17 protein-coding genes, 9 tRNA genes and 2 other RNA genes are annotated in these 19,618 nt (G+C 42.5%); 14 read left to right on the top strand and 14 right to left on the bottom strand.

Going from position 1 to position 19,618, the window contains the following annotated elements; all coding sequences use genetic code 11:
- Positions 1-27 precede the first annotated feature (27 nt).
- On the top strand, positions 28-3,348 hold the full coding sequence (locus tag OE749_RS03925; protein WP_263711052.1) for a collagenase: 3,321 nt from the start codon (positions 28-30) through the stop codon (positions 3,346-3,348).
- A 411-nt stretch (positions 3,349-3,759) separates the two neighbouring features.
- On the opposite strand, the gene OE749_RS03920 is transcribed toward OE749_RS03925, so the two are convergent.
- The 8 genes from OE749_RS03920 to gltX form a co-directional block, all read right to left on the bottom strand.
- Positions 3,760-3,893, bottom strand: a non-coding RNA gene (locus OE749_RS03920) — RtT sRNA.
- A gap of 37 nt (positions 3,894-3,930) precedes the next feature.
- Positions 3,931-4,064, bottom strand: a non-coding RNA gene (locus OE749_RS03915) — RtT sRNA.
- A 38-nt stretch (positions 4,065-4,102) separates the two neighbouring features.
- Positions 4,103-4,178 (bottom strand) — tRNA-Glu (locus OE749_RS03910).
- 104 nt (positions 4,179-4,282) lie between these two features.
- Positions 4,283-4,358, bottom strand: a tRNA-Glu gene (locus OE749_RS03905).
- A 104-nt stretch (positions 4,359-4,462) separates the two neighbouring features.
- Positions 4,463-4,538 (bottom strand) — tRNA-Glu (locus tag OE749_RS03900).
- Between the two features lie 155 nt (positions 4,539-4,693).
- Positions 4,694-4,769, bottom strand: a tRNA-Glu gene (locus tag OE749_RS03895).
- 7 nt (positions 4,770-4,776) lie between these two features.
- Positions 4,777-4,852: transfer RNA gene (locus tag OE749_RS03890), tRNA-Ala, on the bottom strand.
- Between the two features lie 87 nt (positions 4,853-4,939).
- On the bottom strand, positions 4,940-6,349 hold the full coding sequence (gene gltX, locus OE749_RS03885; protein WP_263711051.1) for a glutamate--tRNA ligase: 1,410 nt from the start codon (positions 6,347-6,349) through the stop codon (positions 4,940-4,942).
- Between the two features lie 334 nt (positions 6,350-6,683).
- Between gltX and OE749_RS03880 the strand changes: the two genes are divergently transcribed.
- The 10 genes from OE749_RS03880 (at position 6,684) to OE749_RS03835 (ending at position 10,986) form a co-directional block, all read left to right on the top strand.
- Positions 6,684-6,759: transfer RNA gene (locus OE749_RS03880), tRNA-Val, on the top strand.
- A gap of 27 nt (positions 6,760-6,786) precedes the next feature.
- Positions 6,787-6,862 (top strand) — tRNA-Val (locus OE749_RS03875).
- A 22-nt stretch (positions 6,863-6,884) separates the two neighbouring features.
- A tRNA-Val gene (locus tag OE749_RS03870) sits at positions 6,885-6,960 on the top strand.
- Positions 6,961-6,981: 21 nt separating this feature from the next.
- Positions 6,982-7,057: transfer RNA gene (locus OE749_RS03865), tRNA-Val, on the top strand.
- Positions 7,058-7,285: 228 nt separating this feature from the next.
- Complete coding sequence (locus tag OE749_RS03860; RefSeq protein WP_263711050.1) at positions 7,286-7,477, top strand: CsbD family protein; 192 nt, start codon at positions 7,286-7,288, stop codon at positions 7,475-7,477.
- 92 nt (positions 7,478-7,569) lie between these two features.
- A complete protein-coding gene (locus tag OE749_RS03855; protein WP_263711049.1) occupies positions 7,570-8,562 on the top strand; it encodes a mechanosensitive ion channel family protein in 993 nt (330 codons plus the stop codon).
- Between the two features lie 19 nt (positions 8,563-8,581).
- Positions 8,582-9,166, top strand: a complete 585-nt coding sequence (locus tag OE749_RS03850) for an exopolysaccharide biosynthesis protein (RefSeq protein ID WP_263711048.1) — start codon at positions 8,582-8,584, stop codon at positions 9,164-9,166.
- A 55-nt stretch (positions 9,167-9,221) separates the two neighbouring features.
- Positions 9,222-9,707: an acyloxyacyl hydrolase gene (locus tag OE749_RS03845; protein WP_263711047.1), complete on the top strand. Its 486-nt coding sequence runs from the start codon at positions 9,222-9,224 to the stop codon at positions 9,705-9,707.
- 208 nt (positions 9,708-9,915) lie between these two features.
- Positions 9,916-10,332 (top strand): hypothetical protein, encoded by a 417-nt coding sequence (locus tag OE749_RS03840; RefSeq protein WP_263711046.1) that lies wholly within the window; start codon positions 9,916-9,918, stop codon positions 10,330-10,332.
- A 72-nt stretch (positions 10,333-10,404) separates the two neighbouring features.
- Positions 10,405-10,986: a class I SAM-dependent DNA methyltransferase gene (locus OE749_RS03835; RefSeq protein ID WP_263711045.1), complete on the top strand. Its 582-nt coding sequence runs from the start codon at positions 10,405-10,407 to the stop codon at positions 10,984-10,986.
- A gap of 89 nt (positions 10,987-11,075) precedes the next feature.
- Here OE749_RS03835 and OE749_RS03830 read toward each other — a convergent pair whose 3' ends face one another.
- The 6 genes from OE749_RS03830 to OE749_RS03805 form a co-directional block, all read right to left on the bottom strand.
- Entirely contained in the window at positions 11,076-11,624 is a 549-nt protein-coding gene (locus tag OE749_RS03830; RefSeq protein WP_263711044.1) for a BON domain-containing protein, read from the bottom strand.
- Between the two features lie 569 nt (positions 11,625-12,193).
- Positions 12,194-12,391 (bottom strand): hypothetical protein, encoded by a 198-nt coding sequence (locus OE749_RS03825; RefSeq protein WP_263711043.1) that lies wholly within the window; start codon positions 12,389-12,391, stop codon positions 12,194-12,196.
- Between the two features lie 27 nt (positions 12,392-12,418).
- Positions 12,419-12,595, bottom strand: a complete 177-nt coding sequence (locus OE749_RS03820) for a DUF1328 domain-containing protein (RefSeq protein ID WP_263711042.1) — start codon at positions 12,593-12,595, stop codon at positions 12,419-12,421.
- Between the two features lie 233 nt (positions 12,596-12,828).
- Positions 12,829-12,951, bottom strand: a complete 123-nt coding sequence (locus OE749_RS03815; protein WP_404828132.1) for an entericidin A/B family lipoprotein — start codon at positions 12,949-12,951, stop codon at positions 12,829-12,831.
- Between the two features lie 54 nt (positions 12,952-13,005).
- On the bottom strand, positions 13,006-14,343 hold the full coding sequence (gdhA, locus tag OE749_RS03810) for an NADP-specific glutamate dehydrogenase (protein WP_263711040.1): 1,338 nt from the start codon (positions 14,341-14,343) through the stop codon (positions 13,006-13,008).
- Between the two features lie 37 nt (positions 14,344-14,380).
- The gene (locus OE749_RS03805; protein WP_263711039.1) at positions 14,381-14,857 is read right to left on the bottom strand and encodes a hypothetical protein; all 477 of its coding nucleotides are present in this window, start codon (positions 14,855-14,857) and stop codon (positions 14,381-14,383) included.
- A gap of 281 nt (positions 14,858-15,138) precedes the next feature.
- Here OE749_RS03805 and OE749_RS03800 point away from each other — a divergent pair, with 281 nt between their 5' ends.
- The 3 genes from OE749_RS03800 to OE749_RS03790 all read left to right on the top strand — a co-directional run bounded on the left by OE749_RS03800 (position 15,139) and on the right by OE749_RS03790 (position 19,549).
- Positions 15,139-16,485 carry a sigma-54 interaction domain-containing protein gene (locus tag OE749_RS03800; RefSeq protein WP_263711038.1) on the top strand — a complete coding sequence of 449 codons (1,347 nt, stop codon included), beginning with the start codon at positions 15,139-15,141 and terminating at the stop codon, positions 16,483-16,485.
- A 98-nt stretch (positions 16,486-16,583) separates the two neighbouring features.
- On the top strand, positions 16,584-18,206 hold the full coding sequence (locus OE749_RS03795) for a tetratricopeptide repeat-containing response regulator (RefSeq protein WP_263711037.1): 1,623 nt from the start codon (positions 16,584-16,586) through the stop codon (positions 18,204-18,206).
- Between the two features lie 158 nt (positions 18,207-18,364).
- Positions 18,365-19,549: a porin gene (locus tag OE749_RS03790; RefSeq protein WP_263711036.1), complete on the top strand. Its 1,185-nt coding sequence runs from the start codon at positions 18,365-18,367 to the stop codon at positions 19,547-19,549.
- The last annotated feature ends 69 nt before the right edge of the window (positions 19,550-19,618 follow it).

Here is a 19,618-nt window from a genome sequence, read left to right as displayed (position 1 = left end):
ACATAAAGACAAAAGGAATTGATACTAATGGTATCCTTCAGACCCATTTTTAGCACGCTAGCCGCCTCCTTTGTAGTAGGTATGTTACTGACCCCCAACACCGCCTATTCTGATACAGAAAAACAAGCCAGAAGTAAGGTACGTGACAAAGTTGGATTCTATGAAGTAAGCAAACCCAATGACGATACGCATTTTTCATGGGAAGCCAAATCACCACAGCTGCACAAAAATATAAGAAAAAGCATCTCAAAAAAACGCGCATTCAGAAGCGCTGACCATGCCAGTTGCCAAATAGCGGCAATAGAATCAGCTTCCGTACATGAGCGAATCAACCTGATAAAACAATTAGATAGTCAGTGTATTGGTTCAACATTTTGGACTAACAATGCTTTCACTAAAAGCCTGTATTCACAATCGCAAGTGGCAGCATTGATTCAAGAAATTCAATCAATCGTACCATCCTACAAAGGCGAATCAAATTCTGGGCTATATCAGTTATTAGAAGTCACTCGAGCGGCGTATTTCGTTGCTGATGGCAGCAGTGATTTCAATTTTGACGACAATACACAACCTCTCAGAGAAAATTTAGTTTTTGCACTAGAAGCATTAATGAAAAACAGCCATTGGCGCTTGAACACCGAATACCAACAAGACTCTGTTGCATATGAAGCGTACTACCTTATTAACAACCTTTTCCTTCAAGCTGATCTTTATGACGAGCTTATGGCAGATCTTGATCACTACCAAAATAACCAGGTAAGAGACAAATTAGCCCTTAAAAATGTATGGATCATATTCGACGTGTTATCACGTGTACAGTTTGATGGCGCAAAAAGCTTCGCAACGTCATTTCGAAATAAAGTGGAACAAGATAATAAGGTCATAGACAGAATTCGCTTTTGGTCGATGGACCAAGACGTGTTCTCAAGAGTAGACTACGTGCCTCACGGCCCAATTTACTGGCTTGCAAACTATATTTTGTACTCAAATACATTACGAAATCAAGGCGTTGCGCTGGCAAAACAAGTATTGCAGCAATATCCTGTAGATTCAGAGTGGTTTTTGAGCTTGATCGGTGGTTACGCCTTTGATGAACACTGCTCAGCGATTGACAGCCAGTTTTGCAGTAGCCAGTATAAACAACAACTAAAAAACCGTTTATACCCAAACACATACCAATATGAAGGCAGCGATATCACTATTCATACCGCACTGGATGAAGCAAGAGTAAATCGCCTCTATTTAGCAGCAAGCCAAGTAAAATCGCAATTTTTTAGAGTCACTCAAAATACAACGCCCGTACCTGGTGATAATTCAGACGCGTTAACTATTTACATCGCCCACTCCAGTGAACACTACGATAGATTTCAAGGGTACCTGTTTAACCTAGACAGCAATAATGGTGGCATTTATATCGAATCTGATGCCACGTTTTACACTTACGAGCGTACAGAAGAAGAGAGCCGTTTTACACTCGAAGAGCTGTTTCGCCATGAGTATGTGCATTATTTAGAGTCTCGGTATCAAATTCATGGTAGTTACGGTGAAGGTGAGTTTTACTCGAGCAAGTATGAACATTGGGAAGTTGAGGGTTTAGCAGAGTTTTTAAGTGGTGCAACGGCATCAGAAGGCGTAAAAATGCGGACTAGCATTATCAATTCTTTGCAGAACCAACTTCCAGAGAAGATGTCATTTAAAGAGATTATAGAATCGAATAGTGGTTTTGAGGTCTACCCTTATGGTGCGGTATTGCATCACTTTTTGTATTCGCAGTTTCCCGAATATCATCAACAAATGTTCTACACATTACGCACCAATGATATTGCGGGTTACGAAGCACTGTTAACCCAACTAAGTCAAAATGCAAACGTTACTCAACGTTTTAATGCGCATTTTGACAGCGTATTGGAAAATACAGAGAATAGTTGGAATCCCATAACGCCATGGTTAGTGCCTGAACGCCTAGACGCAAAATCTCCTGCAACAATCGAGACTGCGGTTTTTGAAAAAGCCTCTGAGCATATAAACTGTATTGCCATTGACAGTTCCCAAAGTGTGAAATGCACGGCGCCTTCAATGACATCAACGTCTTTTGACAAGTTTAATCAAACGCTAGATACGTATGTTAATTATTTTGCGTCAATGGCTTTAAATAATGGCACTACGTTCTCTTGCTATGGTGACAACATATCACAACATGACAACTCCATTCGTTACACGCCTGTATGTATCGGCTACCTTGGAGAACACGCATCAATAGCAAACCATGCGCCTATTGTTGATGCTGGTGCAGACTTTTTCACTTTCGATGCGAGCGAAATCACATTACAGGCATTTTCGTTCGATGCTGAAATGGAACCCCTCTCCCTAAAATGGACTCAAGCAAAAGGACCCAGTGTAACGTTCAAAGGTGAGCAAAATGCTAAGAATCTAACATTTAGAACGCCATTAGTTGAAACATTAACAGACATTGAATTTACAGTTTCAGCTTCTGATGGAACGACATCGAGCGAAGACAAAGTGACGATTAAGCTAATGCCCCGCTCTTACTATGCTGTCACGAAACCAGAACATTATATATACATTAACGCTGACTATGGTGAGATGGTAACAATCGCTTCAACGCTATACTCTCCAACTAACCAGGCATTAACGTATAAATGGGGAGAAATCGTAGAAGAAAACTATGGTGCGCCAGCAAAGCTGCTTAATGATATTACGCTCGCAAATGAAGCAGAAATAAGGTTAAACACGGGAAGTTTAGACCCTAGCTATTTCTCGAAGACAACGGAGCCATCATCCCGTTTTTACTTAGAGGTAGAAGCATCTGACGGACAAACTTCAGAAGCCCAAACCATCGTATTAGATATTGCACAACCAAAATCCTCTTGGCCCTTTGACCGCTATTATTCTGTTTCGGTAGAGGGTAATGAGTCCGTAGTCATTGAACTTGAAAAACCCACTAACACTCTATTGGAAGGATTAGAATTTAAATATAAATGGGAGCAATGGGCAGAAGATGAGCATAAGTTAGATGAGTACAATGCAGTTAAGAATGTACTGAAAATAGATTCTCGCCAATTTGATCACGCCCTAGCCAGTGAAAAAGGACAAGTGGAATACCACTTTTCCGCTTATGTATCAGATGGACGAGAGGAGTATACTTACACTGTCCTAATCACAGTAAAAGGCCAAACAGACAGCACAAGCAATACGAATCAAACCAACAATACTGGCGCAAGCGATTCATCAGGTGGAGGTGGCTCAACATCAATACTTGCTGTATTGATGCTAGCCTTAATCTCTTTCAAAAAAAGAGCTGTACGTATAGCAAGCTCAAAACAATAGCCCCTAAATAGTGTGCAGCTCAACACTACATTTGTCTTGAGCTGCACCTCTCAACCGTAAATTGATGGTTAAACGACAATTCTGTAATAACGCTACCCGCTATTAGTCGAGATATTCACGCAACCTTGCTTTAAGTAACAGACACGCGAATTATCCCCAAGAAGGCCAAGCCATTCCTTGTCAAAGCGCAAATGGGGGTGAAATCCAGACGGCGGCTCAACGTTTAGAAAAACGATAAAACGAAACGCCTAGGGGCTTATTCGGCGCTGCGCACCTCACCCTTCGGGCCGTTGCTAAAGCAACGTTCCAACTTTCCTATCGGAAAGGTTGGTCGAACCTGAGGGCTTCTTATTTCTCATGGAATACATCAAAATAAAAAAGCCCCACTCTTTCGAGTGAGGCTTGTTTATTTGGCGTCCCCTAGGGGATTATTCGGCGCTGCGCACCTCACCCTTCGGGCCGTTGCTAAAGCAACGTTCCAACTTTCCTATCGGAAAGGTTGGTCGAACCTAAGGGCTTCTCATTTCTCATGGAATACAACAAATAAAAAAGCCCCACTCTTTCGAGTGAGGCTTGTTTATTTGGCGTCCCCTAGGGGATTATTCGGCGCTGCGCACCTCACCCTTCGGGCCGTTGCTAAAGCAACGTTCCAACTTTCCTACCGGAAAGGTTGGTCGAACCTAAGGGCTTCTCATTTCTCATGGAATACAACAAAATAAACAAGCCCCACTCTTTCGAGTGAGGCTTGTTTATTTGGCGTCCCCTAGGGGATTCGAACCCCTGTTACCGCCGTGAAAGGGCGGTGTCCTAGGCCTCTAGACGAAGGGGACTAAAAATCGTGAATGAAAGCAGTGCTTTCTAGATTTTAAGTCCGAAGCATTGTTTTATGCTTCAGCCTATTTCACAGTATTAATCGACTGTGACGCGATGTAAATGGCGTCCCCTAGGGGATTCGAACCCCTGTTACCGCCGTGAAAGGGCGGTGTCCTAGGCCTCTAGACGAAGGGGACTAAAAATCGTGAATGAAAGCAGTACTTTCTAGATTTTAAGTCCGAAGCATTGTTTTATGCTTCAGCCTATTTCACAGTATTAATCGACTGCGACGCGATGTAAATGGCGTCCCCTAGGGGATTCGAACCCCTGTTACCGCCGTGAAAGGGCGGTGTCCTAGGCCTCTAGACGAAGGGGACAAAAACCTTTTACAAAATAAAGACAACGTGTCTTTATTTCAGATTCTTGCAAACTAGATACCATATAAGTATCCGTTTTACCTAGAACCATAACGACAGTAACCACCGTTATGTACATATCCAAAATCGCGTCTTAGAAAGACTAACCAATAAGATGGCGTCCCCTAGGGGATTCGAACCCCTGTTACCGCCGTGAAAGGGCGGTGTCCTAGGCCTCTAGACGAAGGGGACCCGATTTTGGTGGAGCCAGGCGGGATCGAACCGCCGACCTCTTGCATGCCATGCAAGCGCTCTCCCAGCTGAGCTATGGCCCCGTTACGCAACAGTTCTGATTTCTCAGTGCTGTTCCGTGACAGCGGGGCGCATTCTAGGCATGTGACCTTTTTATGTCAAACATTTTTTTAAGAATTTTCTCTGTTTGCTATATATTTGAGCGCTTTGTCTATTCGCTGAACGACTTGCTCTTTATTTAGCAAATTAAGGGTAATATCAAGTGATGGAGAATTCCCTGATCCTGTCACCGCCACACGAAGTGGCATGCCAACTTTGCCCATGCCTACCTCTAACTCTTCTGCGGTTCCATTAATCGCTGCCTGAATAGACTCAGGATTCCAATCAGAAATATTAGCTAACTTCTCTTGCACCAATGTAAGCGGCTCTTTTGCAACGCCACGTAAGTGTTTCTTAGCGGCTTTTTCGTCAAAGGCATCGTATTCTTCATAAAAGTAGCGGCTAATTTCAGCCATCTCTTTTAACGTTTTAACACGATCTGCTTGAATACGAATCACCTCTTCTAATGCAGGGCCATTAGCAAGACTGATATTTTGTTGTTCAAAATGCCATTTCGCATGTTCCGCAACTTCTGCTTCTGGCAACGACTTAATATAGTGCTGATTCAACCAAATAAGCTTTTCAGTATTAAATGCAGATGCGCTCTGCCCTATCGCACCTAAACTAAACAGCTCTATCATTTCTTCTTTAGAGAAAATCTCCTGATCACCATGAGACCATCCTAAACGCACTAAGTAGTTAAGCAATGCTTGCGGAAGGTAGCCGTCGTCGCGGTATTGCATAACACTAACAGCACCGTGGCGCTTCGACAGTTTTTTACCGTCATCGCCCAGTATCATTGATACGTGCGCATATTCCGGCACAGGTGCGCCTAATGCTTCAAGTATATTAATTTGTCGAGGCGTGTTGTTTAAATGATCTTCGCCACGAATAACATGGGTAATTCCCATATCCCAATCATCTACCACGACACAGAAATTATACGTAGGGGTGCCGTCTGAACGTTGAATAATCAGATCGTCTAATTCACTATTTGCAATGACGACATCGCCGCGGATATGATCTTTAATCGTGACAGAGCCCGATAAAGGGTTTTTAAAACGAATCACAAAAGGTTGCCCTTCAGGATGATCAGTGCGATCACGCCATGTGCCTGGGTAGCGGGGCTTCTCGCCGTTTGCCATTTGCTTTTCGCGAATAGCATCTAATTCTTCTGACGACATAAAGCACTTATACGCTTTTCCTTCGTCTAACAATTGCTGGATCAGTTCCTTATATCGATCAAATCGCTTAGTTTGATAATAAGGCCCTTTGTCCCAATCAAGTCCTAACCACGCCATTCCCTCAAGAATGGCATCAATTGCAGACTGAGTAGAACGCTCGATGTCTGTGTCTTCTATACGTAAAACAAATTCGCCACCTTTACTTTTCGCGTAAAGCCAAGAATAGAGTGCGGTACGCGCCCCACCTACGTGAAGATAGCCGGTCGGGCTTGGCGCAAATCGAGTCACTGAAGTCATAGTTTTCTCTTTAGAATTAATTTTTGATGCATTTTAATCAAGGGTAAGCATAGAGTCCAAACTAATCTGCTTTTCATAGAAAGTTAATCAAGCCAAATACGTTGTCTAAGTAAGCTCTTTAAGGTAATGAAGCGCAATACTTCACATACAAAGCTAACAACGCACGCGCTTAACGGTATAAATCACATCCGTTTTGAATATTTTTTATTAAAATTGATGAGGATTTGGGCGTTTAAACATTTTAATTAAAAATGAGGTTGACAGTTAAAACTTCGCACCTATAATAGCGCCCCACTTACCAAGCAACACTGCTTGCAAGGTAGAAAAGAGAAATGGACGGTTAGCTCAGTTGGGAGAGCACCGCCCTTACAAGGCGGGGGTCACTGGTTCAAGCCCAGTACCGTCCACCATTTTTCTTTTCATGTCAGACTAAAGTCGGACGGTTAGCTCAGTTGGGAGAGCACCGCCCTTACAAGGCGGGGGTCACTGGTTCAAGCCCAGTACCGTCCACCACTTTAGCTGCACCAGATATTCTGGACGGTTAGCTCAGTTGGGAGAGCACCGCCCTTACAAGGCGGGGGTCACTGGTTCAAGCCCAGTACCGTCCACCACTTTACTGTACCGAATATTCTGGACGGTTAGCTCAGTTGGGAGAGCACCGCCCTTACAAGGCGGGGGTCACTGGTTCAAGCCCAGTACCGTCCACCATTCTATATTTCTATAAATATCATCACGTTATCTCTACGTAAAAGTTTTTCGCCGGAAAAGTTTTCATTTACTGCGTGTAATTTCTTCTAGCTCATCCCTTTTCTTCATTCTAACAAAAACCTAACCTATTGAATTTTATCACTTTTAGCATATGGCATATTTCTGGCTATACTTGTTGGGCAGCTTACTTTTGAGCTGTCTTTTCATGTAACCGCAAGGAGATTACAAATGAACGACGATATCGCAGAAGGCCGTTGGAAGCAGTTACGAGGAGAAATTAAAGAGCGTTATGGAAAACTCACCGACAGTGACATTGACCGTATGGAAGGTAAGTTCGAAAACTTTTACGGCACAATGCAAGAAAAATACGGTATGAGTCGAGATAAAGCGAAAAAAGCATTCAATGAATTAACTCGCTAAGCATTACGACAGATATGTGCGGGGCGCGACGTCTGACGTCCCGCTATACATTTCGATAATCGCACTTCCCTTCCCTCTCACTGGAGTAACATATGGAAATCGAAGCATTTGATAAGTTCTGGAAATTAATAAACGAAAAATTATCAACTTGGGTAGAGGCAGGTATCAGCCATCTCCCAAATATGATAGTTGCTATTGTCATTGCGCTTATCTTTGCTTTTATTGCTCGCGTCTCCAGTAGCGCCCTCAAACGGGTGCTGTATCGCACGTTAGAGTCAAAACAAATTGCAGATCTACTTTCTGCTATCTTTAAGATACTGGTGCTTGCCGCAGGGATATTCATTGCTCTCGATTTTCTAGGGTTACGTGGAACGGTTACCTCATTACTGGCTGGGGCGGGAATCATTGGCCTTGCCATTGGTTTTGCATTCCAAGATATGACCGAAAACCTTATCGCAGGTATGACAATGGGCGTCAGAAAGCCTTTTCAAATCGGCGATATCATCAAATCTGATGATGTATTTGGAAAAGTAGAACGCATTAACCTGCGCAACACCCTAATAGAAACCTTTTACGGTCAACTGACGATTGTTCCAAACAAAACTTTGTTCCAAAACGTACTGGTCAACTATTCCCATTATGGTGTGCGCCGAATTGAGGTGCCTGTTGGTATCTCGTATGCCGACGATCCTGAAAAAGCCGAAAAAATCTTGGTGGACGGACTCAACTCCCTAGATTTTGTTGTAAGAAAAGAAGAAACCGCTGTCTATGCCGAGAGTTTCGGAGACAGCAGTGTAAATTTATTGGTGTGGTTCTGGATTGATTACCCTGGCGAAACCGGCTTTATGCAAGCCAGACACACAGCAGTATGTAAGATTAAATCAATTTTGGAAGAGAACGATATTCTTATTCCATTCCCTATCAGAACTATCGACTTTGGTGCAAAAGGCGGGCGCGAGCTAGACGGTATCTTAAACGATTACCAAAAAGAGAATCGCAATCAATCCCAGTCTTCGAATAAAGACGATGCGCCTGAGACTTCAGCCAATGATGCTGAAGGTGATGACAGTGAAGCTGCCGAATAATAAGCACTGAGAACAGGTTATGAGTTCTACGACGTTGTCAGACGTGCTTCATCAGCTAAGTCAAAGCACTAATCAGCGCACTACCACGCTCGGCGATTTGGTCGAGCAACTTGAGAGTCGCGGGTTCGGCCCCATGCTTATGGTGCCAGCGTTGATTGCGATTCTCCCAACAGGGGCGATTCCTGGCATTCCCAGTCTTTGCGGCATACTCATTTTTCTAATCTCCATGCAAGTGACGTGGGGACGAAAACATCCTTGGTTACCCGATCGTATTACATCGATTGAAATTTCCCAGCAAAAACTCGACAGCGCCTTAGATTCATTTACCAAAACGAGTCAGGTTATTGACCGAGTTTTACATCAACGCTTACAAAGTCTAAGTGAGTTTCCTGTTAATCGCATTATAGCCTTGTGTTGTGGGCTTACAGGACTATTGATGATTCCGTTGGAAGTCGTACCGTTTTTTGCTGCGGTTCCCGCCTCCGCTATTTTGTTCGCCTCCTTAGGGCTGGCGACAAAAGACGGTATCGCCATACTCATCGCGCTATGCGTACAAATTGCATCAGTCTATTTAGTGCTAAATCATGTTTTTGGGCTCATATAGCGCTTTCAGCTTAAAAAAATTCTAAATTCTAGCTATTAATCAAAGAGGTAAATAAATGAAATACATAGCAGTTATCACGTTCATTGCACTTTCTATTTTATTGCAATCCAACGCAAAAGCAGATTTTTACATAGAAAACGGCGTAGTCGGTGTGGGAATGTGGCGTATTTTAGAGTCAGCTGACCGAGAAGGATTACACCTAAGTGTAGAATCAAACGAGCTTTCGAGTTTTTACGACACACGGCTTATCGCGCTTGCCGTGATCGCCGACAAAGGCCAACGCTACTATGCCTTAGGTATTTCAAAAGATCTCTGGGAAACCGAACAGTTTGCGTTTGGAATTGCGACCCATATTGGCTTTGTCGAAGAAGAGAGACGACTGGGTAACGAGCTTGAATTTTTCTCAAAAGTTTACGCTGATTACCGATTTTCCAATGTAAACAGTGCTAGACTGGAATTCGGTCATGTCTCCAATGCAGGAACGGGAGAGCGCAATCCTGGTTCTGAAAACCTCACACTTTCGTGGGTTCACCGTTTTTAAATACTAATAGAGAGGCAGAGTGAGCATTCTGCCTCTTATTCTGTCTCTTATCACGTCTCACACCTAAGCATTCATTTCGACGTATACTCCCTTCCCTTGCAAATGAGTAACCTTTGTCACAGGTTTGTGTCATCTCATCACTCCTTCTCTTTGCCGTTTATAGGCTAAAGGCTACACTGAAAGATAAGACACAATACCTAGGTGAACTATGCAATCAATCCGGCCTGAATCACGCGTATTTCGAAAGGATAATGTGATTTTCGAAGTGGGTAGTAACCTATACGATGAAAAAGATGTAGAGCAATGCGTTAAAAATATTGCACTCGTCTCCAACGGGCTGGAACGTTGGGTACTGATCTCGATTCCAGACAAATCCAAAGGTATCACGCCAGAAGGGGCCGAAACCGCTGTAGATCTTTTGAATCAAGCTTTGCACGGTACATGTGCCGCACTATTGGTGCTTACCACGACCACCTCTGCCAAAATATTCGCACACTCTCTTGAGCAACACGGCTTAGAGCACAAGTTTTTCTGTAGCGAATCACTTATGGAGCTATTGATAAAAGCAGAGACCATTTTAGATGATCCCACGTTATTTATGGACAATAAGCGCATAACCAATTAGCAACGTTATTGATGGCATAAATGCTCTTATTACTGTGTTATATTCCCAGAAAACGTTATAGAGATAGTTAGCATGTCTGACACATGGAACGACTTCGCCTCTGGCTGGGACACGAATAGCGATGTCATTCGCTATGCTGAAAACGCCTTTGCATCACTCAAGCAAACAGTTGCCATAAAACAAAGCCGAATTCTGGACTTTGGTTGTGGTACTGGGTTATTAACGGAAAAAATGGCACCAGATGCCCATTACATCGTTGCGCTAGATCCAGCAGATAAAATGATAGAGGTGCTTGAAAGTAAGTGCCTAAGTAATGTCACCACTTTTCCTACCGCTTTAACAACGTCACTGATTAACGACAATACGCTACTTAAGAATAAATTTGATCTGATTGTCGCCTCTTCAGCAATGGCTTTTGTGCCCAATGTTAGTGAAACTTTGAATCTAATTAAATCACTCCTAGACAGTAACGGTGTGTATGTGCAGTGGGACTGGTTAAATGCAACGAATGACAGTGGTGGCATGGGGTTCACTAAAGAAGCGCTTCATTCCCATTTATCTGCAGCAGGGTTTACTCATATTACACTCACCACGCCATTTTCGATAAACGCCCAAGGCAACACAATGGATGTATTAATGGCGGTAGCACAGTAAAAGCAGCGTTTAAGTAATCTGCACAAAAAAGGCCAGCTAACGCTGGCCCGACTCACTAGGGGAGAAGTGTGAGATATAAACTTAGAGGGTTATCCGGTTACAGATAATTTATCAACGACCTTAGAAACGTCATCAGTATTTTTAGCGATGGTGACGGCCAGATCTCGCTCTGCATCGCTGTCTACTTCACCTTTCAGCGTTACAATACCATTCTCCGCTTCCACTTCGATATCTGAACCAGACACCTCGCTTTCAAACAGTAAACGTGTTTTCACTACCGTTTCTACTTTTTGGTCGCTAAGGTCTTGCATGAACTCGCTCGTATTATCTTCGTCATCACTCGCAACTGACAAGCGATTATCTACTGATGTCACACCATCGATACTTACGATTAATTCTTCTGCCAACTCTTTTTCAACATCACTTTCAACTTGACCCGTTAAACGTACTTCACCATTTTTAACATCAGTATTAATATCAAATGAATCTAAATTTCCATTGAAAAGAAGAGTAGCTTCAGCTTTGCCATCTATCCACGCATCTTTTGCCTCTTTCTCCCAAGAATTATCGGCATAAACTGAAGAAGAAGCCAAACCTAAAGCTACTGCAAGTGAAATTAAAGTCATTGAACGTTTCATAAATTCATCCTCATATTATTAACTCACTTTAACTAATGCTAACACCGTGCCAAAGTCGCAAAACACTGTTTTTATTGAACTTATACAACCCACTCCAACAAAAATAAAAAAGTATTATGTAATTTTTTGCCAATTTCTCAAACTATCATGTAATTAATTCACACTAATATTAATAAACATCCTTAAAGCAGTTTTATTATTTTAATCTCAAAACTTAAGTTAGAAGTAAGGAATGCTTATTATTTTAATAATAAACATTCTTTAACCGCCAACAAATGTAAACAAATGCGTTTATATTGCCCTGAAAAGAAAATTTTTCGGTCGCTTATGGCGGGAATGCAGAGGAGTAATACAAGTCCAGATTCTCAATAGAATTAACTCGCTAACATAGGTAGCACAACAATGATAATCTCGTCACCCTGCTAGAAAAGAAACTCACATTAAAACTAGGTAACAGGCTCAGAAGCGTACATTAATCTAATTAGAAGAGAATTGGCGACGAAACTAGAAAATTTGGAGCCCAAAATAAAAAAGGAGCCATAAGGCTCCTTTTCTAAGAAAGATACGTATTAGCAATCTTTATCTTCTGCACCTACACCATCTTTAACATCTTCACATGCATCTTCAATGGCATTTCCGGTATCAGTGACCATTTCATCTACTTTTTCACCCACTTCTTCAGCGCCATCATCACCACAAGCGCCCAAAGCAAAAAGTAATGGTAAAGCCAACAATGTTTGTGCGAACAATTTAAAATTAATTTTCATAGTTATATTCCTATTTTTCCTTTTCAATTAAACATGCGGCGATTTGCCACGAAGTGCTCCAGCGATTAAAGAAATTACCAATAAAACGAGAAACACAAAAAAGATAATCTTTGCAATTCCTGCTGCTGCTCCTGCGATACCACCAAAACCGAATAAAGCTGCAATTATTGCGATTACAAAAAATACTAATGCCCAACTCAACATAGCCTTCTCCTGATTTTCAGACTGTATAACCTTCACCTAGAGTAATGCTAAGTCCGTGCCAACAATCAAGAAACAACGTAAACTCTTGTTTTATATAAAGTTTGTAAATTTCAGATGATTCCTTATTCTTTTGTTATAGCGCAAGTTCAGAAATTTCTACAAGGTGTGTTGATAATATTTTCACAGACATAAAAAAAGCGTGCCTAAACACGCTTTTTCATATATTTCAGTAATTAATCGCCGTCAGCCGCATCTTGTACCGCCTCTCCAGCACTCTCCACGTCTTTACCAATCCCTTCTACTGTTGCGCAGCCTGCCAGCGAAAAACCAGCCAGTAAAAAAAGTACATACATCATTATTTTGCTATTACGCTTTTCCATCTTTTTATCTCCAAGTTTGCGTGATGCCAATTAGATACCCAGCGCAATCATAGCGTTTGCCAATCGTTCAAAACTCGCCATATTTGCACCTTTAACGTAATTAATATGTCCATCACTTTCTTCACCATAGTTGACACATCTATCATGAATAGTAGTCATGATTTCTCTAAGTTGCTCATTTAGCACATCAAATTCTTTACGCTGGAAAGACGCATTCTGCGACATTTCTAATCCTGATAACGCGACGCCGCCTGCATTCGATGCTTTTCCAGGGGAGTAAAGTACTTTTTCTTTTTGAATTAATTCAATAGCTTGACTCGTACATGGCATGTTGGCGCCTTCAGCGATACACAGACACCCATTGTCAATCAAAGATTTAGCGTCATCTTCATTCAACTCATTTTGTGTTGCACACGGCATCGCAACATCACAGGTTAGATGCCAAGGTGTTTCATCGTCCTGCCATTTTCCATTAATGTCTTCATGCACATCTTTTAACGCGTTATCACTGTCGCCACGTCGCGCCAGTATTTTTTTAACACTCTCTTCACTGAATCCTTCTTCACACACCAAAACGCCTTTACTGTTTGACAAAGAGATAACTTTTGCCCCTCGCTCAATGGCTTTTAATGCTGCATGAATCGCTACATTTCCCGCTCCCGAAATAGCAACACGCATACCTTCCAGGGATTTATCATGTTGCTCAAGCATGGCAATGAGAAAATAAACAAGCCCATAACCTGTCGCCTCTGTTCTTACGTGACTGCCCCCAAACTCAATGTCTTTACCTGTCAGCACCCCTTCAAATTGATTTTGAATCTTTTTGTACTGACCATACAGATAGCCAATTTCACGATTGCCAACATTTATATCGCCTGCGGGAACATCTGTCTTCGCACCAATGTGACGCTGCAATTCCATCATATAGGCCTGACAAAAGCGCATGATATCGATATCACTTTTCCCTTTTGGGTCGAAATCAGCGCCGCCTTTTCCTCCGCCCATCGGCAACCCTGTTAATGCATTTTTAAAACACTGTTCAAATGCGAGGAACTTCAAAATAGATTCATTCACGGTGGGATGAAATCGAAGCCCGCCTTTATAAGGACCAATGAGGTTAGAATGCTGAACACGCCATCCACGGTTAATATGTACCTGATTGTCTTCATCTAACCATTCAACTCGAAACGTGATGATGCGGTCAGGTTCCGTTAAACGCTCAAATACACGCTTCTCCTGATAATGTTTGTTGTCCTTTATCATCGGTTTAATGTCTTGGTACACTTCTTCGACCGCCTGAAGAAATTCTTTTTGATTTTTATAGCGCGACTGCAATGCATCAAGGTATTTAGAAAGATCTTGGGTCATAAATAATTCCGTAAAATTAACAGATAAGCACCGCGCGTTATGCGGTGCTACGAGTGGAGGTTTTATTGAAGCGATCCAATGCTATTTGCATTTGCGCGACGATGCCCGCCAGCGATTGTTTTAACCGAGAATCTGTTACCTTTGGAATCATATCTCTGAGTACGCCGACGCAAGAGCGTTCAGCGTCAACTAGATTGCGTCGGAGTAAACCTTCCTCAACGTTGTCTGTATTAGGCTCTAATTGCGTATAGCACTGTTGCAGTTTTTCTGCATCCTCTACTACCGGATAATCTGAGTGACTCACCTGCTCTTCATAGTCACCCAACTCAGAAACAAACTTTGATCGCAAACGTACTTGTTCTGCGCACATTTTACGTAAATTGTAGTCATCAACTTTTGATGCAATTGCCTTGTAAAGCAAACCAGTTGCTTGGAACACCTCAATTAAACGGCGTATTGCCGTAGGCGGCGATTTATTTTGCTCGGGAAAATCAACAATTTTTGAAGCACACATACTTGAACTCCTCTATTACCAATTAATAGTGATTCAAAAATTATACCAAGCGCTAACTTGTTAAATTTATTATATAAATGTATAAAGGCGCGCTGAAAAGTGATCTTAAACAGGTAACTTTTACATATAAAGGTTACAATAAATTCTGACTATACTTAGTCACTACAGTGGTCTTATAAAGCAACGGACGGTTCTGAACCACGTTAACCCATCAGCACTTTTAGTTTAGCGCTTACGGTCAATGTAAGTTCACCTCCTTACCTATTCGGAGAGATGAGAAAATGCGCCCTAGAATTGTGATATGTGTCGGAGACAGCAAAATAAATGAAGCGCTGTCTTCCATGAAGGTGTTGTCGTCTTTCGACAAAGTGTATGGGGATCCAGAAGATCCTGAATTCCCCAGACTGTTAGACGAATCGGTACACCTAGCGATAGTCGAAGTAAATGCCACCAGCAGAAAACGGCTTAAAGATCTACAAAACACCCCTCACTTCTCAGATATCGAGTTCTTATTTTTGAGTGACGGAACGCCAGATGAAAATCTTGATAAAATCATGTTCTCTGGTGCGGGCTTTCATTTTCGAACGCCGTACGATTTTGGACAAATTGAAACCACCCTCGACGATTTCTATGCATCTTTAGAAACCACGACAACAAGAAGTGTCAGCGCGGTTACCAGCAATCTCGATCAGTTTGGGCTACTTGTGGGTTCGTCCAAATCAATGCATAAAGTCTATCGGTTGCTTCGCAAAGTCGCGCAATCTGACGTTAACGTGTTTATCGTCGGTGAAAGCGGGTGTGGTAAAGAGTTAGTGGCGAACACCCTTCACCTTGTTAGTGAGCGCCACGAAAAACCGTTTGTAGCAATTAACTGCGGTGCACTGAGTCCAGAACTGGTTGACAGTGAACTATTTGGGCATGTTAAAGGTGCCTTTACAGGGGCACATCGCGATCATGAAGGGGTATTCTCGCAAGCAGAAGGCGGCACACTGTTTTTGGATGAGGTGACAGAGATGCCACTGGATCATCAAATCAAACTTCTGCGCGTGCTGGAAACCGGTGAATACCGGCCAGTGGGCAGCAATCAGGTAAAAATTGCTAACGTTCGCGTGGTCTCTGCCACCAACCGCGATCCACAAGAAGCCATTCGAGACAACATTTTCCGTCACGATTTATATTTCCGCCTTGCGCAGTTTCCTGTTCACATTCCCCCGCTTCGTAAGCGAGGTAAGGATATTGAAGGGCTCGCGAGACACTTTTTGGCTTATCGTAACGCAGAAGAGAAAACCAACAAGTGTATTGATGCCGCCGCAATTGAAAAAATTAACGCGCACAGTTGGCCTGGAAACGTGCGTGAGCTTAAATATGCCATTGAACGCGCTTTCTTGCTTTGTGATGAAGTCATAGAGCCTGGCCACCTCTTGTTAGAAACAGCAGATTCAGATACTGACAACACACAGCTACAAGAAGATAATATTCCTAGTGGCGTACCATTGTTTGACTTGGAAAAACAAGTCATACTGAAAACATTGGAAGACAACAAAGGCAATAAAACTGATACTGCTACGCAGCTCGGGATTAGCGTAAAAACACTTTACAACAAGCTTGAGAAGTACCAACAAGAGTAGTAAGTCAGTAGGCTTTAGTAGGACAACGTAGACACGTTGTCCTTAACTAATCAGCAGCATTTACGATAACCTGATTAGAGCAGCCAACAGCAGATGACATGATTCCACAACTCGCGAAAGAAACAAAAGTACTGATTGTCGATGATCAAGTACTGGCAAAAGGGTACATGAAATACTCACTGGAAGAGCTAGGTTTCAGTGACATCACCTATGTTGATAAGGCACAGCTGGCATTGGAGCGCATTCGCCATCAGCACTATAACCTGATTGTCTGTTCTTATAATTTGAAACGCGATCAAGATGGCTATTATCTCTACGAACAACTCAAGCACAATAACGAGTTACCCCCGAGCACCGCATTCATTTTTATTAGTGCAGATACAACTTCCGATATTGTTCATAGCATTGTTGAACTTCAACCCGACGACTTTTTAGCTAAACCATTTACTGTTAATGACTTAGATAAACGTTTATCAAAAGTACTGAGCAGGAAAAAAGCGTTAAACGGTGTTTATCGCTACATGGAAAAGCGCCAGTACCCTAAAGCACTCTCCGAATTAGAGCAATTTTTAGCCGAGCCGAAAAACAGTGAGTTTTATCCGCTTGCGTTAAAAACCAAAGGTGACTTGCTACTTGCAAGCGGTCATTATGAACAAGCCAGAGACTTTTTCCATGCGATCTTAAATGTTCAAACCTTTACCTGGGCGCAATTAGGGTTAGTGAATGCGTATATTCATCTCGATGAAGATGAACAAGCAGAAAAGCTAGTTTTACGTCTTGCATTTAAGCCTGAATGTCAATTGGCTGCTTATGATTTATTATCGGCACTTCAAATTAAGCAAAAAGACTTTAATGCAGCATTAGAATGTGTGCTTGTGGCAACAGAAATATCCCCTAGAAATATTCGCCGACACAAGACTGCGCTCGACCTGTCGCGCATTACCCACGATTATGCGTCTCAGTTTGATGCAGCCAAGAAAATCGTCAAATTCGCGAAAGATTCTATTCATGACCTACCAGAAAACTACCTCAATGTCGCACGTGCTGGCATAGATTACGCGATGACATGCGAAGACGATGAAACAGACAGATTAATAAAACAGGCGAATGAATATGTTAAGCAGTTTAAGGCAGCATTTCCCAAGGCAGAGTTACATGAACAAATGAAAGTCATTAACGCCAGATTGCTTTATCTACAAGACGAGAAAGAAAACGCAAAAGCCCTTCTTGAGCAACTTGAAGAGGAAAATTGGGAAACTGACAGCTTAGAAGCGTTGCTTGATAAAGCCAAAGCCTTTCATGAACTGGGTTGGTTTGAACGTTCTGCCAATATCATGGACAAAATAGAGCAACGTTGCGTGCGGGACGAAAAACAAGGCAGCTTGTTTATGCAATACTTGCAACAAGAGAAGAAAGAGCGTGAAGATATCAAACTCCCACCTAAAGCGCTGAACAATAAAGCGGTCGAACTGTTCGAGAAAGGCGACATCGAAAACGCACTTGTCACCTTCCGCCAAGCCTTTACGGTGATGCCTAAAAACCCCGCTATTGCACTAAATCTACTGCAAACTCTCTCTAAAGAAAGCAGCAATGATGATACTCATCCGCCTTCACACCGCTTAATAAAGGCGTGTATCGAAACCATTGAAAATGGCACCCTCACCGAAGAGCAAGAAGCGCGCTATCATCGTGTTCGCGGTATATTGGAACAGGTATCGTAACTGTGACCAATCACACGTTATTAGGTTAAACAGCGTCAAATTGATGCTAGATTTAGTTAATACATTGTAGAGAGACGATTTTTTTTTGTTATTTCGTGCAAAACCTTGTGAGTGAACTATTTTTAGTGATGTAAGTTCACTCAAACGGTTGAATCACAATGAATAAAATCACCGCATGCATCAGTCTGGCATTGATTTCAGGTGCTGCAAACGCTGTCGATATGGATTCGATTAGAATACACGGATTTGGTTCGGTCGTCGCAGCCTCTGTAATAGATGGCCCAGGTTATATCGCAGAATATCCCAATTTAGGCACATACGATGAAGATGACAGTATCAGCTTTAGCCCTGAAAGCAGGCTAGGTATTCAAATGATGGGAAATATCAGCGAACGCTTTTCTGCTACTACGCAAATTATGCTTAGAGGCGCCAACGATTACGATCCTGAAATTGCTTGGGCGTACCTAACCTACAATGTCAGCAACGAGGGTACGTTACAAGCCGGTCGACTTCGCGTGCCTGTCTATCATTTTTCTGAGTATATGGATGTGGGCTACGCCTACCCATGGATTCGCATTCCATCAGACACCTACTCGTTAGATTTAATCAATTATAACGGTGCGCGTTATTCTCATAATTTTTATATTGGTGAAAGTACGCTGGGTCTGACCTTTTCGTACGGTAACCAAACCAACGATGATGACGAGCTCATGAGCTACTTATTTCCTGAGCGGATAGATCGCGATTTCAGCGATATCATCGGTATCGTTGCCAACCTTGATTTAGGCGGTATCGTGCTTCGCAGCTCTTACGTTGAAGCTGAAATGCTAGAAACGCGACACTTATCCAACTTTGTTGCCCAGAATGTACTCGGCCTGCCTGACGCTATTTTATATCCTAGCTCGACAGGACTGACGGATAGCGATGGCAACAGTTTAGTGGCGTTTGATACAGAGTATGACATCTCATTTTTCGATGCGTCTGTAAACGCCACATTTGGCGATTTGGGAATATTCCTTGAATACAACAAATATAAACCATTCTATAAATCTTACTTTGGCAGCCTGACCTATACGTTCGGCACAGTGCAAGCTTATGTGTTGTACTCAAAATTTGATTTGGATTTGCCTTGGGAATCCCACGATACTCAGTCTGTTGGGTTACGTTGGGATTTTGATACCAATGTGGCTCTGAAGTTTGATATCAGTAAGTTTGATGATACGGGCTACAACCCTTTCACTGGCGACCCTAACCCAGTGTATCAACCTGCCCGTGTTGAGAATGGCGGGGATGGCGATGGTGATGCCACTATTGCCAGCATTGGTATCGACTTTGTATTTTAGTTGCAGACACAGTATTTTAGCATTTTGAAATCACCAAGCACTTCACTCACCCCATTTGTTGAAGTGCTT

The organism is Fluctibacter corallii (genome assembly GCF_025751585.1).
Classification (GTDB): Bacteria; Pseudomonadota; Gammaproteobacteria; order Enterobacterales; family Alteromonadaceae; genus Fluctibacter_A; species Fluctibacter_A corallii.
The sequence above is the reverse complement of the archived record's forward strand: the minus strand, read 5'-3'. Positions and strand labels throughout refer to the sequence as shown.